The organism is Roseobacter sp. HKCCA0434 (genome assembly GCF_032464675.1).
Classification (GTDB): domain Bacteria; phylum Pseudomonadota; class Alphaproteobacteria; order Rhodobacterales; family Rhodobacteraceae; genus Pontivivens.
On sequence record NZ_JAWDKL010000006.1, the window covers coordinates 1 to 12,630 of the forward strand.

Below are 12,630 nucleotides of genomic sequence, written 5' to 3' on the forward strand. Positions count from 1 at the left end.
CGGGGCTGCGCCCGCGCGCGAACGGGCGCGACCCGATGCTGGGCGCGGTGCCGGGCGCGCCGGGGGTGTTTGCGGCGCTGGGCGCGTTCAAGATCGGCTTCGGCATCGGGGCGAAGGTCGGCGCGGTACTGGTGGAGGAGATCATCGGGGGGCGGGTGGACATGCCGGAGAGTTTCCGGGTGGCGGCGCATCTGGGGCGGTGAGGGGTGAGGCTCCGGCTCGGGGGCCGGAGCGGTGGCGGAGGGGATGGCATGTGCCGGACTTGATCCGGCGGGGTCCAGGACGACGTGTCCCCGGCTCAAGGCCGGGGGGCGGGTCACGCTGGAAGCGTGCCTTCGGTACGACCGATGCGTGGCGGTGCTGCGCACCTTGATTCCGCGCAGGGGACCGGAGGTAAGCTTTCGGCACGACCGATGCGCAGCGGGCTTCGCCCTTGATTCCGCGCTGCGGAGTGGCTCAAGCCGCGTCGGCCTGCATCGCCAGCCTTCCGTCGGGGCCGCGGACCCAGAGGCGGAGGGTGTCGCCCTCCGCTTCGGCGCAGGTCTCGATCTGCTCTCCGCAGAAGATCGGGGCGCGGGCGCGGAAGGAGAAGGTCTCGAGCCGCCCGAGCGTTCGCTCCGCCCGCAAGGCCAGCAGTTGCGCGAGGATCGGGCCGTGCACGACGAGGTCGGGATAGCCTTCGACCGCCCGCGCGTAGTCGCGGTCGTAATGGATGCGGTGGCCGTTGAAGGTCAGCGCGGAGTAGCGGAACAGCAGCGTGGTGTCGGTCGGGTGCCGTTCGGGGGCGACCGCTTCGCACCGTTCGGGCGTGGCGGCGGGGGCATCGGCCTCGCGGTAGACGAGGTCCTGCTCCTCGACGAGGCAGAGCGTGCCGTCCTGCACGATCTCGTGGCGCAGGGTGACGAAGGCGAGCGGACCGGTGCGCCCGGTCTTGCGCACGGCGCTGGCGACGGTGCTGCGCCGCTCCGCCGGGCGGCCGGTGGCGAGCGGGGCGTGGAAGCTCAGCCGCCCGCCCGCCCACATGCGGCGGGGCAGGCCCATGTCGGGGATGAAATCGCCGGTCGCAGGGTGGCCGTCGCGGCCCAGGGCCGCGGGCGGCTGCGCGTCCCAGAAGTAGATGTGATGGGCGAAGGGCGGCACGGTCGCGGCGTCTCCCGCGATGCCCAGCGTGGCGAAGAGGGCGGAAATGCGCGCGGGGTCCATCAGGTCCATCGCGGTGCGGGTCTCGGTCATGCGCGCGTCTCCGTCGCCGTCAGGTGGTCGCGGCGCAGCCGGGCGGTCTGCTCCTGCGCGGCGGTCTTGAGATGGGCGCGCATCGCCTGCTCGATGAAGCCGAGATGATCGTCGAGGGCCGCCTGCGCGGCATCGGGGTCGCGGGCCTCGATCGACTCGAGGATGGCGCGGTGATGGGACAGGAGTGTGTCGCGGATGTCGCCGTTGTCGAACAGGAGCCCGCGATTGTAGAACACGCCGCGCTTCAGCATCTCGAACATCGAGCGCATCATGTGCAGCATGACGACGTTATGCGCCGCCTCGACGATGGCCATGTGGAACTGCACGTCGAGATCGGCCTCGGCCTGCGGGTCGGAGCGGGCATGGGCCGCCTCCATCCGGGCGAAGATGCGCGCGATCACGTCGAGATCGGTGGGGGTGGCGTGGCTGGCGGCGCGGCGCGCGGCGAGCCCTTCGAGATCGCGGCGGAAGGCGAGATAGTCGAAGAACGCCTCCTCATGCGTGGAGAACAGCGCGATCAGCGGCGGGGCGAAGGCGTTGCCGAGCACGTCGGCGACATAGGCCCCGGCGCCAGGGCGGGTTGTGACGAGGCCGCGGTGCTCCAGATCGGCCAGCGCCTCGCGCAGCGATGGGCGAGAGGCGCCGAGCCTGTTTGCGAGGTCGCGTTCGGCGGGCAGACGCTCGCCGGGGCGCAGAACGCCGCGCAGGATCAGACGCTCGATCTGGCGGACGATGGCATCGGCCACGCGCTCGGTCTCGATCTTCTGGAAGGGCATCGGGCCTCCGCCGGTGACTGGTCCGAAAACCTTACCACGCGGAGGGGGGCCTGCAAGCGGGTGTTCAGGCGGCGGACTTGATGAGGCCGGATCCGAGCCCGCGGATCGCCGCGCTGACCCGGTCGTTCACGCCGAGCTTCTGGTAGATGCGGCGCATATAGGCGTCGACCGTGTAGCTGGAGATTTCCAGGATATCGGCGATGGAGCTGTTGGACTTGCCCCGGGCGACCCAGGAGAGGACCTCCTGCTCACGCTTCGACAGCGGCGCGCGCTCGAAATCCTCGACCTCGCAATAGCGGTGGTGGGTCAGCTGGCAGGCCCATTGCAGCATGCGCAGGTCGGCGCGGCTCAGGGGCGCCACGTCGCGGACATAGCCGAGGCCGAAATAGCCGTTGCGGCCGTAGGGGCCGAAGACCTGGATGGCGATGCCGTCGCCTTCGACCTTTTCCTCCATCTCGTCGATGAACTCCTGCTCGGAGGCGGTGAGCTGGCGCAGGTTCTCCAGATCGGACCAGAGGAAGGGCAGCGAGCGGTTGAGCGCCGCGGCCGGGATCGGGTCGATCTGCCAGAGCTTTCGGTCATGGTAGTTCTCGACCCACTCGGCGGGCAGGCCGTCGGAGCGAATCTGCAACGCGCTGTCGGAGGTTTCCCAAGCCAGCGGCATGACGTGATAGCTCACGGTCTCGAAATCATGCGAGTGAAAGAATTCGACGCAGCAATTCCACACCTCTTCCGCCGTTTCGCAATCGGCCATGTGCTGGATATACTTGTCGATATCGACGACTTGGGGGCTGGTCATCGGGTGATCCTTTCCTGCGTTCCCCACAGAAACCCCCGGAGGATCGGCGAAGTTCCGCCAGTCGGCGCGATTTGTCCCCAGATCACGTGGCACGCGGGCGGGGTCGGGCCGCGTTCAGAGGGACTAGGCCGACTGCTCCCGCTCCTGTTCGCGCAGGCGCATCAGCCCTTCGACCTTGGCGATGAGATCGGGGATCGGCACGGGTTTTCGGAGGACGAGATCCGCACCCATCGCGCTGGCCAGTTCCAGCACCGGCGCGCCGCGCCCCCCGCTTGCGCCGGTGATCGCGACGATGGGCAGGTCGGGCCGTTCGGCGCGGGTTCCCGCCGACCGCAGCATCCCGACCAGCTTCACCCCGCCATCGGAGATCAGCGCGCCGTCGCGGCGAATGTAGATGTCGGCGATGACGGTATGGGCCTCGTTCCGGGCCAGCCAGTCGAGGCAGTCGCTGGCGTTGTGGGTCTGTACGACCCGCATCCCCGCCTCCTCGAACGCGATCTGCCATTCGGCGGCGAGGGCGAGGTCGTCCTCCATGATCATCACTGTCTTCAAATCACCTCTCCCGCCGTCATCGCCTCCCCTGCCAGTCGGAGCACGACGCCCAGGGTCGAAACGAGTTCAAAGGATAGGGGGCGTTCGGCGGGTTTGTCCAAGAAAAAACTGGTAAACGCGCTGTCTTGGCGTGCGGTGGTGCTGAGGATGTGGAGCGGGTGACCGGCGGCATCGTGCAGCTCTGCGGGCGCGGTCTCGGCTTGCGCGATCGCGCGGGCATCGACCGCGATCCGTGGCTGCACCTCGACGGGCGCGGCTTGGCCGTAAGTGGGATCGAGTTGCAGCACCGGCATGCGGTGGGCGAGCGGTTCGAGGGCCTGCGAGTCGAGCGCACCCGCAACGGCGGGCAGGGCGTCATCCTCGTTCCAGCGGTGGACATGAACGCCCTGCGCCCCCGCCAGCGCGCGCAGGCTGCGGGCGAGCACCGCGTGATCGCGCGCGCCATCCCCCTGTCGCCTGAGCAGGGTGAGCATGTGGGTCATCGGATCGGCGGGCGCGTCGCTGGTGCCGGGTCTGAGCTGGAGGGCGACCAGCTCCCCCTGCCGCAGGAGGCGACAGCTATGATCGGTGCCCTCGACGGGCAGGACGCCGGTGGCGAGGCCGGTGGTCGCCTGGCGCAATCCGCCAAGGTTGCGCAGGAGGTGGAGGCTGCGCGAGTTGAGGACGTCGTCGGGCGCCTGCGCCAGCCAGTCGGCCCGGTCGCTGCCCAGGACGGTGCCGAAGTGAAGGTCGGTCAGCAGGACATGGTCGCCGGTCGGGCGGGGCCAGTCGATCGATACCGGATCTTGCGACGACATGCGCTCAGCCCCGGCCCGGAATCAGCCGCAGATGACCGCCGCGCGGAGGGTCGTCGCCGCCGTCACCGTCATCCTCGCCGTCCGGCTCCGCTTCCTGCGTCAGGGCGGGAGGCTCGCCGGGCGTGCGGCCCAGCCGGGCGGTATCCGCGGCGAGCAGCCGTTCGAAATTGAAGCAGACATGCTCGATCTCGCTGCGGAAGGCGATGATCTGCGAGTGGAGCCGCTCGGTCCGGCCGACATCGCCCTCGGCGAGCGCGCTCTCGATCTCGGACTCGAAGTTGCGCAAGGGCAGGTAGATCCGCTCGACCGCCTGGTTGACCGCCGTCTCGACCGCACGCAGGGCGGTGTCGTCGTTCAGGACGCCGGGCGCGAGCATGCGCAGCGCGTTGCCCTGCATCTGGCGGATGCGGATGGTCAGGGCCGTGACCTCCTCCGCGTAGACGCGGGCGAGCACGGAGGCGCCGCTGAGGGTGCAGTCGTCGAGCACGACCTGCAGATCGGGCAGGCTGACCATCCCCGCCTGTGCCGGGGCGTCGCGGCACATGGAGAGGATCGCGTCGGCCATGTCGGTGTCGAACACGTCGGCGACGGGGCGATCCTCGTCGAAGGCGACGCGCAGGCGGGTGCCGTCGAGCACCATCTCGAAGCTGCGGATCGTCACGCCCGCGCGCGCCGAGCGCATCGCCTCGATCGTCAGCGCCGGGCCGAGATCGGCGAGACGCTGGCCCTGCGGCGCGGCGCTGTCCCTGTCATCCTGCCCCGACATGGAGGTCACTCCGTCCCCTGGTGGTCATGCAGGCGACACGATCCCGGACACGCGCTGTGCCTCGGGCTCGATCATCTGCGGAAGGTTCAGCATTGTTAACGCGCAATGGGCTGGTTTGTCACGGAAATTCGGTGTCTAGTGAAGCAGGATCTTCGAAGGACGGGAATGGCGCGGGCATGGCGGAGGGTGACGGAATACGGTGCCCCGTCGTGGGGATCGGCGCCTCGGCCGGCGGCTTGCCCGCGCTCGTCGATCTGTTCGGGGCGCTCTCCCCTCCGACCGGGGCGGCCTTCGTCGTCGTCCAGCACCTCGCACCTGGCGGGGCGGCGGCGCTGATCCGGCAGCTGGCGCGCGAAACCACCTTGCCCGTGCTCGCGGCGCGCGACGGGGCGGTGTTGCGGCCCGATCACGTCTATGTCGCGCCCGACAGGTGCGATCTCGGCCTGGTCGGGGACCGGCTGCGGGTGCTGCCGGTCGCGGCAGATCGGGTTGGGCCGGTGCCCTCGATCGACGGGTTCTTCCGCGCGCTGGCGCGGGCGCGGGGCGAGATGGCGACGGGAGTGGTGCTGTCGGGCACGGGCTCGGACGGGGCCGGAGGGCTCGACGCGATCGGGCGGGGCGGGGGCCGCGTGTTCGTGCAGGATGCCCACAGCGCGCGATTCGACGCGATGCCCGCCGCGGCGCGGGCCGTCTCGGGGCTTGCCGACGGTCTCAGCGCCGTGGCCATCGGGCGGCACCTGTCCTCGGCGGCGGAGCCGGAGGCGGAATTCGACCTGCCGCGGGAGATGCTGGTGCAGCTGGGCGCGTTGATGCAGGCGCGCACGGGCGCCGAGCTCGCGCAGTACAAGCCCACCACCTTGCGCCGCCGCATCGCGCGCCGGATGGCGATCGTGGGGGACGTGCGCCCCTCCGACTACATGCAGCGGCTGCGCACCGATCCGGCGGAGGCGCCCGCGCTGCTGTCGGAACTGGCGATCACGGTGACGTCCTTCTTCCGCGATCCCGAGGCGTTCGCGCGCTTCGGCCGCGTGCTCGCTGCCCGCCTGCGGCCGGATCGCACGCTGCGCGTCTGGGTCCCGGCCTGCGCGACGGGGGAGGAGGCCTGGTCGCTCGCCATGCTGCTGGCCGAGGCGGACGGGGGGGCGTTCGAGATCCTCGCCACCGACATGGATGCGGAGGCGCTGGCGGTGGCCGAGCGCGGCGTCTACGTCGCGAAGGATTGCGCGGGTTTGCCTGCGGAGCGGGCCGCGCGCCATGCGGTGTCCGTGGAGGGCGGGGGTATCCGCATCGGCGAGCCGCTGCGCGCGCATGTCCGCTTCGCCGCGCATGTGCTGGGCGATCCGGCCCCCGGCGACGGGTTCGACGCCGTCAGCTGTCGCAACGTGCTGATCTATTTCAACGGCGCGTTGCAGGCGCGGGTTCTGTCTCAGATCCACGCGGCGCTGGTGCCGGAGGGGCTCTTGTTCCTGGGGATGGCGGAGACAACGGCGACCGCGGGCACGCTCTTCGCCCGGCTGGAGGGGCGCGGCCCGGTGCATGTGGCCGTGGCGCCCGGCGACCGGCACGCGGCGGAGCGTTTCGCGGCCCTTCAGGAGCAATTCGGCGAGGCGATCCTGCTGGCGACGCCGGGAGGTGAGACGCGCGAGATCGGGGACGCGGCCCGCGCGCCGCTCGGCCTGATGCCGCGTGCGATGGAGCCGGGGCAGCCGGTGCTGACCGGTCCGCTGGCCGAGGATGTGCGCAACATCGTGCGTGGCACGTTCGCGAGCGGCGCGCGGCAGGAGAGCGGCCCGCTGACCCGGCCCGATGGCGGCGGCGCGGTGCGCCTGATCGCCGAACCGCTGGGCGAGGGCGAGGGTGTGGTGGTGCGGGTCGCGCCGACCGATGCGGGCCCCGCTGCGGCGGACGCGACGCTGGCGGCGATGAATGCGGAATTGCTGGCCGCGAACCAGGACCTGCAGGCCACGAACTCGGCGCTGGAGCTTGCCAACGAGGAATTGCAGTCCACCAACGAGGAGCTGATCACCGTCAACGAGCAGCAGCAGGTCAGCGCGACGCAGCTCGTCCGCGCGTTGCGCGAGCTCGACACCGTGCTGTCGGTGCTGGAGGCGCCGGTGCTGACGCTCGACGCGCGGCTCGACGTGCTGCGCGCCTCGCCCGCGGGGCGGAGGCTTTTCGGCGTGCCCGACGGGGGCGGGCGGATCCATCTGTCGCGCTGTGCGCTGCCCGAGGGCGCGCCGGATGCGACGCAGCTGACCGAGGAGGTGCTGCGGCCCGGCGCGGCACGGGACTTCACTGTAACGGTTGCGGACGGGGCGCGCATCCTGCGGGCGACGCCGTTCCGCGATGCGCGGCGGCTGGTGGTCGGCGTGGTGCTGAGCCTGCACTGATACCGGCCGGGGGAGGCGGAATGCGCGAAGGCCCGCACGGTGTCGCGCGGGCCTTCATCTTCCGGTCAAATACGCCCGCCCGCCGGTTCGCAGGGGCGGGCGGGTCCGCGTCTCAGAGCTTGGCCATCGCGACCGCGGTGTCGGCCATGCGGTTGGAGAAGCCCCACTCGTTGTCGTACCAGGTCAGGATGCGGCACATCGTGCCTTCCATCACCTTGGTCTGGTCCATGTGGAAGATGGACGAGTGCGGGTCGTGGTTGAAGTCGATGCTGACCAGCGGCTCGTCCGTGTAGCCCAGCACGCCCTTCAGATCGCCATCGGCGGCGGCGCGGATCGCGTCGTTGATCTCCTCGACCGTGGTGTCGCGCGCGGCCTTGAAGGTCAGGTCCACGACCGAGACATTGGGCGTCGGCACCCGGATCGCGACGCCGTCGAGTCGGCCTTTCAGTTCGGGCAGGACGAGGCCCACCGCCTTGGCCGCACCGGTCGAGGTCGGGATCATCGACATCGCGGCGGCACGCGCGCGGTAGAGATCCTTGTGCATCGTGTCGAGCGTCGGCTGGTCGCCGGTGTAGCTGTGGATCGTGGTCATGAAGCCGTGATCGATGCCGATGGCGTCGTTGAGGACCTTGGCGACCGGCGACAGGCAGTTGGTGGTGCACGACGCGTTGGAGACGACGGTGTCCTCCGCCGTCAGCGTGCCGTGGTTCACGCCGTAGACGATGGTCTTGTCGGCATCGGCGCCGGGGGCGGAGATCAGCACCTTCTTCGAGCCGTTCTCCAGATGCATGGATGCCTTGTCGCGCGCGGTGAAGATACCGGTGCATTCCAGCGCCACGTCGACGCCGTCCCAGGGCAGGGCCTTGGGATCACGCTCCGCCGTCACCTTGATCGGGCCCTGGCCGACGTCGATCGTGTCGCCGTCGACCTTCACCTCCGCCGGGAAGCGGCCGTGGACGCTGTCATAGCGCAGGAGGTGGGCGTTGGTCTCCACGGGGCCTAGATCGTTGATGGCGACGACCTGGATGTCGGTGCGCCCGCTCTCGATGATGCCGCGCAGCACGTTGCGCCCGATGCGACCGAAGCCGTTGATGGCGACCTTGACCATGGAATTCTCCTCTCGATCCGGCCCACGACGCCACGTCGCGGGGTTCGGGGGGATAGATACGCATGGGAGGCGCGCTGTCTACCCTCGCGGGGCGTGTGCGGTACAATCGCAAGCGGTTGCGGGGCGTTTGAGGCCGACCTTCCCGCCGCGAGCGACCGATCAGGTCAGCAGCGCCACCTTCGGCATGTCCCCGCGGCACAGGGCTGCGAGGACGGCGGGGTAGAGCTTGTGCTCCTGCTTGAGGACGCGCGCGGCGAGGTCGGCCTCGGTGTCCTCGGGCTTCACCGGCACCACGGCCTGGCCGAGGATCGGGCCGTCGTCGAGGGCGGCGGTCACGCCGTGGACCGTGCAGCCATGCACCGCGACGCCCGCCTCCAGCGCCTGACGGTGCGTGTGCAGCCCCTTGAAGAGCGGCAGCAGCGAGGGGTGGATGTTGAGGAGGCGCCCCTCCCATTTCGCGACGAACTCGGGCGAGAGGATGCGCATGAAGCCTGCGAGGCAGATGAGGTCGACCTCGGCGCGCTCCAGCACGGTCTGTATCGCGCCCTCGAACCCGGCGCGGTCGGGATAGTCGGCATGGGGGACGGTGGCGGTGGGCACGCCGCGCGCCTCGGCCTTGCGCAGGCCGGGGGCGCCCTCGACATTGGAGAGGACGAGAACGGGTCGCCCGTCGATGCGGCCGTCCTGCATCTCCTCGACCAGGCGGACCATGTTGGAGCCGCTGCCCGAGATCAGGATCGCGACGCGCTTCACCGCAGGCTGCCCGAATAGGCGACGCCCTCGCCCGCGACGACGGAGCCGAGGCGCACGGGGGCCTCGCCCGCCTCGGTCAGCGCGGCGGTGACGGTGTCGGCGGCGTCGGCGGCGACGATCAGGATCATGCCGATGCCGCAGTTGAAGGTCTTGAGCGCCTCGCCCTCGTCGAGATCGGCCTGGCCGATGAGCCAGTCGAGAATCGGGGGCAAGGCGATCGCGTCGAGATCGACCTCGGCCCCGCAGCCGTCGGGCAGGGCGCGGGGCAGGTTCTCGGTCAGCCCGCCGCCGGTGATGTGCGCAAGCCCGTGCACCCCGCCCGCGCGGATCGCGGCGAGCGCCTGCCGGACATAGAGGCGGGTGGGGGCGAGCAGCGCGTCGCCCAGCGTGCCGCCTTCGAATTCCGCGTCCCAGCCCAGGCCGCTTTCGGCCACGATGCGGCGCACGAGGCTGTAGCCGTTGGAATGGACGCCCGAGGAGGGCAGGCCGATCAGGACGTCGCCGGTGGTCACGCCTGCGGGCAGGGCGGTGCCTCGCTCCATCGCGCCGACGGCGAAGCCGGCGAGGTCGAAATCATTGCCCTCGTACATGCCCGGCATCTCGGCCGTCTCGCCGCCGATCAGCGCACAGCCCGACAGGCGGCAGCCCTCGGCGATGCCCTCGACCACGCGCGCGGCGCTGTCGACGTCGAGCTTGCCGGTGGCGAAATAGTCGAGGAAGAACAGTGGCTCCGCCCCTTGGCAGATCAGGTCGTTCACGCACATGGCGACGAGGTCGATGCCGACGTGATCGACGCGGCCGGTGTCGATGGCGATCCTGAGCTTGGTGCCCACCCCGTCGGTCGCGGCGACGAGGATCGGGTCCTCGTAGCCCGCGGCCTTGAGGTCGAACAGCCCGCCGAAACCGCCGAGCCCGGCCATGACGCCCGCGCGGTTCGTGGCCTTGGCGGCGGGCTTGATCCGCTCGACCAGATCGTTGCCCGCGTCGATGTCGACGCCGGCGGCGGCGTAGGTGAGTTTGCTCATGGGAAAAGGCCCTCGTGCCGGGATCGGTTGCGCCCCGTTTAGCGGTGGTGCGGGAGCCTGTCCATCGCGGCTGCGGCCTCAGCCCTTCGCGACCGCCCGGCGGGCCGCCTGAGGCATGAAGAACCGATTCACGAAGATGACCGCGGCGGTGAAGAGCGCGAGCGTCATGACGAGGATCACGGCGAGCGTCCCGTCCATCGGCAGGCCGAGCGCGAGGATGGCGAGCGGGGCCAGCAGCAGCTGCATCGCGAGGAAGGCGATGGCGGCGACGATGGCCCAGCGCCACGCCTCAGAGGGCGTCGGCACGCCGCGCTCGCGCCCCCAGCGGTCGCCCACCTGGTTGGCCGCGACCATCGCCGGGATGATCGCGGTGACGCCCGGCGGGATGCCGAAATCGACGAGGGCGGCGAGCAGGAATTCCAGCAAGGTCAGCGCGACGAGGGTGCCGACGAGCCATAGCAGGTAGGTTCCGAGATAGGGGGTGCGGGGGCGGTCGGGGGCAGGGTCTGTCATGCGTCGTCTTTCTGCGGCAGGTGCCGGGGGAAGATGGCCGGTCGCTCGCCCAGACGCAAGCCGAGCATCGACGCCACCAAGGTGAGCAGGAATACGAGTGGCAAAATCGCTATGGTCGAGGTCGAGGCCCCGGACGTGAGCGCGATGCAGAGCGCCGCGAGATGAAGAATGGCGAGACCCGGTGCGGCGCAGCGGATCGCCTCAATCAGCGTGAGCGGCCGGATCGCGCGGGACCTCGGGCTCCGGGTTGCCAACAGGTCCACGATGCCGGGCGCGAACCCGCCGGCCATGAAGGCCGCGAACAGGAGGCCGAACCGGTCGCCCCACGGCCACGCGGTGAAGAAGACCAGAATGAGGATCGGCAGGGCGACCTGTATCGCAAGACGACGGCACCGGGTCATTCAGACCTCCTTGACCCCACGCGAAGGTCTGCTATCGCTTGGCGCGCTCAGGGCCTGTAGCTCAATTGGTTAGAGCAGAGCGCTCATAACGCTTTGGTTGCGGGTTCAAGTCCTGCCGGGCCTACCAGCTATTCCGCATAGATCATCTTGCGGGTCATGCCGCCGTCGATGGCGAAGTCCTGGCCCGTGACGAATCCCGCGCCGTCCGAGGCGAGGTAGTCAATCGCCGCGGCGATGTCGGCAGCGCGGCCCACGCGGCCCGCCGGGTGCTGGGCGTGGTCGACCGCGCGCAGCTCCTCGGCCTCGCCGCCGGGACGCAAGGCGCCCACCTCGATCCAGCCGGGCAGCAGCGAGTTGACCCGGATCTCGGGCCCCAGCGAGATCGCGGCGGAGCGGGTGAAGCCCAAAAGCGCGCCCTTGGCGGTGCCGTAGGCCTCGCAATCGGGCTCGGCCATCACGGCGCGGGTTGAGGCGATGTTGACGATGCTGCCGCGTGCCCGGCGCAGAAACGGGACCGCCGCGCGGGTGGCGAGGAAGGCGGAGGTGACATGCGCGTCCTGCCAGCGCCGCCAGTCGGCGAGGCTCAGATCCTCCAGCGGGCCGGAGACGGGGTCGGAGATCCCGGCATTGTTGACGAGCAGGTGAAGTTGGTCGCCGAAGCTGTCGGCGATGCGGGCGAAGGCCGCCGCGACCGCGTCCTCGTCCGAGGTGTCGCAGCCGATCGGCAGCACGGCGTCGCCCGCCATCTCCTCCAGCGCGTCGCCGTCGATGTCGAGCGCCGCGACGCGCCAGCCGGTCGCGGCGAGGTGCTGCACCACGCCGAGGCCGATCCCCTTCGCGCCGCCGGTGACGACGGCGTGCCTCATGCGAGGGTCTGCGCCGTCTCGCAGGCCAGCGCCTCGATCCCGGCCCAGTCGCCCGCGCGCATCTTGTCGACCGGCGCGACCCAGGAGCCGCCGACCGTCACCACGTTGGGCAGGTCGAGATAGTCGCGCGCGTTGGACAGGCTGACGCCCCCGGTGGGACAGAAGGCGATATCGGGCAGGGGGCTCGCCAGCGCCTTGAGCATCGGCACGCCGCCCGCGGCGGAGGCGGGGAAGAACTTCAGCACCTCGTGGCCCCGTTCGGCCAGCGTCATGGCCTCGGTCGGGGTGTTGCAGCCGGGCAAGAAGGGAAAGACCCGCTCGGCCACCGCGTCCATCAGGGATGCGGGCGCGCCGGGGGAGACGCCGAAGGCGCAGCCCGCTTCGATGCAGTCCTCGACGTCGCGCGCCGTGCGCAGGGTGCCCGCGCCGACCACCGCGCCCTCGACCTCGCCCGCGATGCGGCGGATCGCTTCCAGCGCGACGGGGGTGCGCAGCGTCACCTCCAGCACGTCGATGCCGCCAGCGACCAGCGCGCGGGCCAGCGGGACGGCGTGGTCGATCTCCTCGATCACGATGACGGGGATCATCGGCGCACGGCGCGCCAGCTCCAGAGTGGACAGGCTCATGACGGCCCTCCTTTCACTTCCTAGA

14 protein-coding genes, 1 tRNA gene and 1 pseudogene are annotated in these 12,630 nt (G+C 70.5%); 3 read left to right on the forward strand and 13 right to left on the reverse strand.

Annotated features, from left to right (window positions below; all coding sequences use genetic code 11):
• A pseudogene (locus RX333_RS05400) lies at positions 1-203 on the forward strand (FAD-dependent oxidoreductase); the annotation flags it as partial.
• Positions 204-456: 253 nt separating this feature from the next.
• Here RX333_RS05400 and RX333_RS05405 read toward each other — a convergent pair.
• The 6 genes from RX333_RS05405 to RX333_RS05430 all read right to left on the reverse strand — a co-directional run bounded on the left by RX333_RS05405 (position 457) and on the right by RX333_RS05430 (position 4,923).
• Positions 457-1,233, reverse strand: a complete 777-nt coding sequence (locus RX333_RS05405; protein WP_316013904.1) for a MaoC family dehydratase N-terminal domain-containing protein — start codon at positions 1,231-1,233, stop codon at positions 457-459.
• Entirely contained in the window at positions 1,230-2,009 is a 780-nt protein-coding gene (locus RX333_RS05410; protein ID WP_316013905.1) for an FCD domain-containing protein, read from the reverse strand. Before RX333_RS05410 ends, RX333_RS05405 begins: the two co-directional genes overlap by 4 nt.
• A 64-nt stretch (positions 2,010-2,073) precedes the next feature.
• Complete coding sequence (locus RX333_RS05415) at positions 2,074-2,808, reverse strand: LuxR family transcriptional regulator (RefSeq protein WP_316013906.1); 735 nt, start codon at positions 2,806-2,808, stop codon at positions 2,074-2,076.
• 123 nt (positions 2,809-2,931) lie between these two features.
• Positions 2,932-3,351: a response regulator gene (locus RX333_RS05420; protein ID WP_316014030.1), complete on the reverse strand. Its 420-nt coding sequence runs from the start codon at positions 3,349-3,351 to the stop codon at positions 2,932-2,934.
• Positions 3,352-3,356: 5 nt separating this feature from the next.
• Complete coding sequence (locus tag RX333_RS05425; protein ID WP_316013907.1) at positions 3,357-4,157, reverse strand: hypothetical protein; 801 nt, start codon at positions 4,155-4,157, stop codon at positions 3,357-3,359.
• Between the two features lie 4 nt (positions 4,158-4,161).
• The gene (locus RX333_RS05430; RefSeq protein WP_316013908.1) at positions 4,162-4,923 is read right to left on the reverse strand and encodes a hypothetical protein; all 762 of its coding nucleotides are present in this window, start codon (positions 4,921-4,923) and stop codon (positions 4,162-4,164) included.
• Between the two features lie 176 nt (positions 4,924-5,099).
• Between RX333_RS05430 and RX333_RS05435 the strand changes: the two genes are divergently transcribed.
• Positions 5,100-7,313, forward strand: coding sequence for a chemotaxis protein CheB (locus RX333_RS05435; RefSeq protein ID WP_316013909.1), 2,214 nt, complete (start codon positions 5,100-5,102; stop codon positions 7,311-7,313).
• A gap of 112 nt (positions 7,314-7,425) precedes the next feature.
• Here RX333_RS05435 and gap read toward each other — a convergent pair whose 3' ends face one another.
• From gap to RX333_RS05460, 5 genes are all read right to left on the reverse strand, one after another.
• The gene (gene gap, locus RX333_RS05440; protein WP_316013910.1) at positions 7,426-8,421 is read right to left on the reverse strand and encodes a type I glyceraldehyde-3-phosphate dehydrogenase; all 996 of its coding nucleotides are present in this window, start codon (positions 8,419-8,421) and stop codon (positions 7,426-7,428) included.
• 159 nt (positions 8,422-8,580) lie between these two features.
• The gene (gene purN / locus RX333_RS05445) at positions 8,581-9,174 is read right to left on the reverse strand and encodes a phosphoribosylglycinamide formyltransferase (protein ID WP_316013911.1); all 594 of its coding nucleotides are present in this window, start codon (positions 9,172-9,174) and stop codon (positions 8,581-8,583) included.
• Positions 9,171-10,199 (reverse strand): phosphoribosylformylglycinamidine cyclo-ligase, encoded by a 1,029-nt coding sequence (purM, locus tag RX333_RS05450; RefSeq protein WP_316013912.1) that lies wholly within the window; start codon positions 10,197-10,199, stop codon positions 9,171-9,173. Before purM ends, purN begins: the two co-directional genes overlap by 4 nt.
• Positions 10,200-10,277: 78 nt before the next feature.
• Positions 10,278-10,712, reverse strand: a complete 435-nt coding sequence (locus tag RX333_RS05455) for an ABZJ_00895 family protein (RefSeq protein ID WP_316013913.1) — start codon at positions 10,710-10,712, stop codon at positions 10,278-10,280.
• Positions 10,709-11,113 carry a hypothetical protein gene (locus RX333_RS05460; protein WP_316013914.1) on the reverse strand — a complete coding sequence of 135 codons (405 nt, stop codon included), beginning with the start codon at positions 11,111-11,113 and terminating at the stop codon, positions 10,709-10,711. The genes RX333_RS05455 and RX333_RS05460 overlap by 4 nt, the downstream gene beginning before the upstream one ends.
• 50 nt (positions 11,114-11,163) lie before the next feature.
• Here RX333_RS05460 and RX333_RS05465 point away from each other — a divergent pair.
• Positions 11,164-11,240 (forward strand) — tRNA-Ile (locus RX333_RS05465).
• A gap of 1 nt (position 11,241) precedes the next feature.
• Here the strand turns inward: RX333_RS05465 and RX333_RS05470 are convergent.
• Positions 11,242-11,979, reverse strand: coding sequence for an SDR family oxidoreductase (locus RX333_RS05470; protein WP_316013915.1), 738 nt, complete (start codon positions 11,977-11,979; stop codon positions 11,242-11,244).
• Positions 11,976-12,605, reverse strand: a complete 630-nt coding sequence (gene eda, locus RX333_RS05475) for a bifunctional 4-hydroxy-2-oxoglutarate aldolase/2-dehydro-3-deoxy-phosphogluconate aldolase (protein WP_316013916.1) — start codon at positions 12,603-12,605, stop codon at positions 11,976-11,978. Before eda ends, RX333_RS05470 begins: the two co-directional genes overlap by 4 nt.
• Between the last annotated feature and the right edge of the window lie 25 nt (positions 12,606-12,630).

Excerpts from the sequence above, each read along its gene's own strand:
- RX333_RS05405 (WP_316013904.1), bottom strand. The coding sequence starts at position 1,233 with ATGACCGAGACCCGCACCGCGATGGACCTGATGGACCCCGCGCGCATT.
- RX333_RS05410 (WP_316013905.1), bottom strand. The coding sequence starts at position 2,009 with ATGCCCTTCCAGAAGATCGAGACCGAGCGCGTGGCCGATGCCATCGTC.
- RX333_RS05415 (WP_316013906.1), bottom strand. The coding sequence starts at position 2,808 with ATGACCAGCCCCCAAGTCGTCGATATCGACAAGTATATCCAGCACATG.
- RX333_RS05425 (WP_316013907.1), bottom strand. The coding sequence starts at position 4,157 with ATGTCGTCGCAAGATCCGGTATCGATCGACTGGCCCCGCCCGACCGGC.
- RX333_RS05430 (WP_316013908.1), bottom strand. The coding sequence starts at position 4,923 with ATGTCGGGGCAGGATGACAGGGACAGCGCCGCGCCGCAGGGCCAGCGT.
- RX333_RS05435 (WP_316013909.1), top strand. The coding sequence starts at position 5,100 with ATGGCGGAGGGTGACGGAATACGGTGCCCCGTCGTGGGGATCGGCGCC.
- gap (WP_316013910.1), bottom strand. The coding sequence starts at position 8,421 with ATGGTCAAGGTCGCCATCAACGGCTTCGGTCGCATCGGGCGCAACGTG.
- purM (WP_316013912.1), bottom strand. The coding sequence starts at position 10,199 with ATGAGCAAACTCACCTACGCCGCCGCCGGCGTCGACATCGACGCGGGC.
- RX333_RS05455 (WP_316013913.1), bottom strand. The coding sequence starts at position 10,712 with ATGACAGACCCTGCCCCCGACCGCCCCCGCACCCCCTATCTCGGAACC.
- RX333_RS05460 (WP_316013914.1), bottom strand. The coding sequence starts at position 11,113 with ATGACCCGGTGCCGTCGTCTTGCGATACAGGTCGCCCTGCCGATCCTC.
- RX333_RS05470 (WP_316013915.1), bottom strand. The coding sequence starts at position 11,979 with ATGAGGCACGCCGTCGTCACCGGCGGCGCGAAGGGGATCGGCCTCGGC.
- eda (WP_316013916.1), bottom strand. The coding sequence starts at position 12,605 with ATGAGCCTGTCCACTCTGGAGCTGGCGCGCCGTGCGCCGATGATCCCC.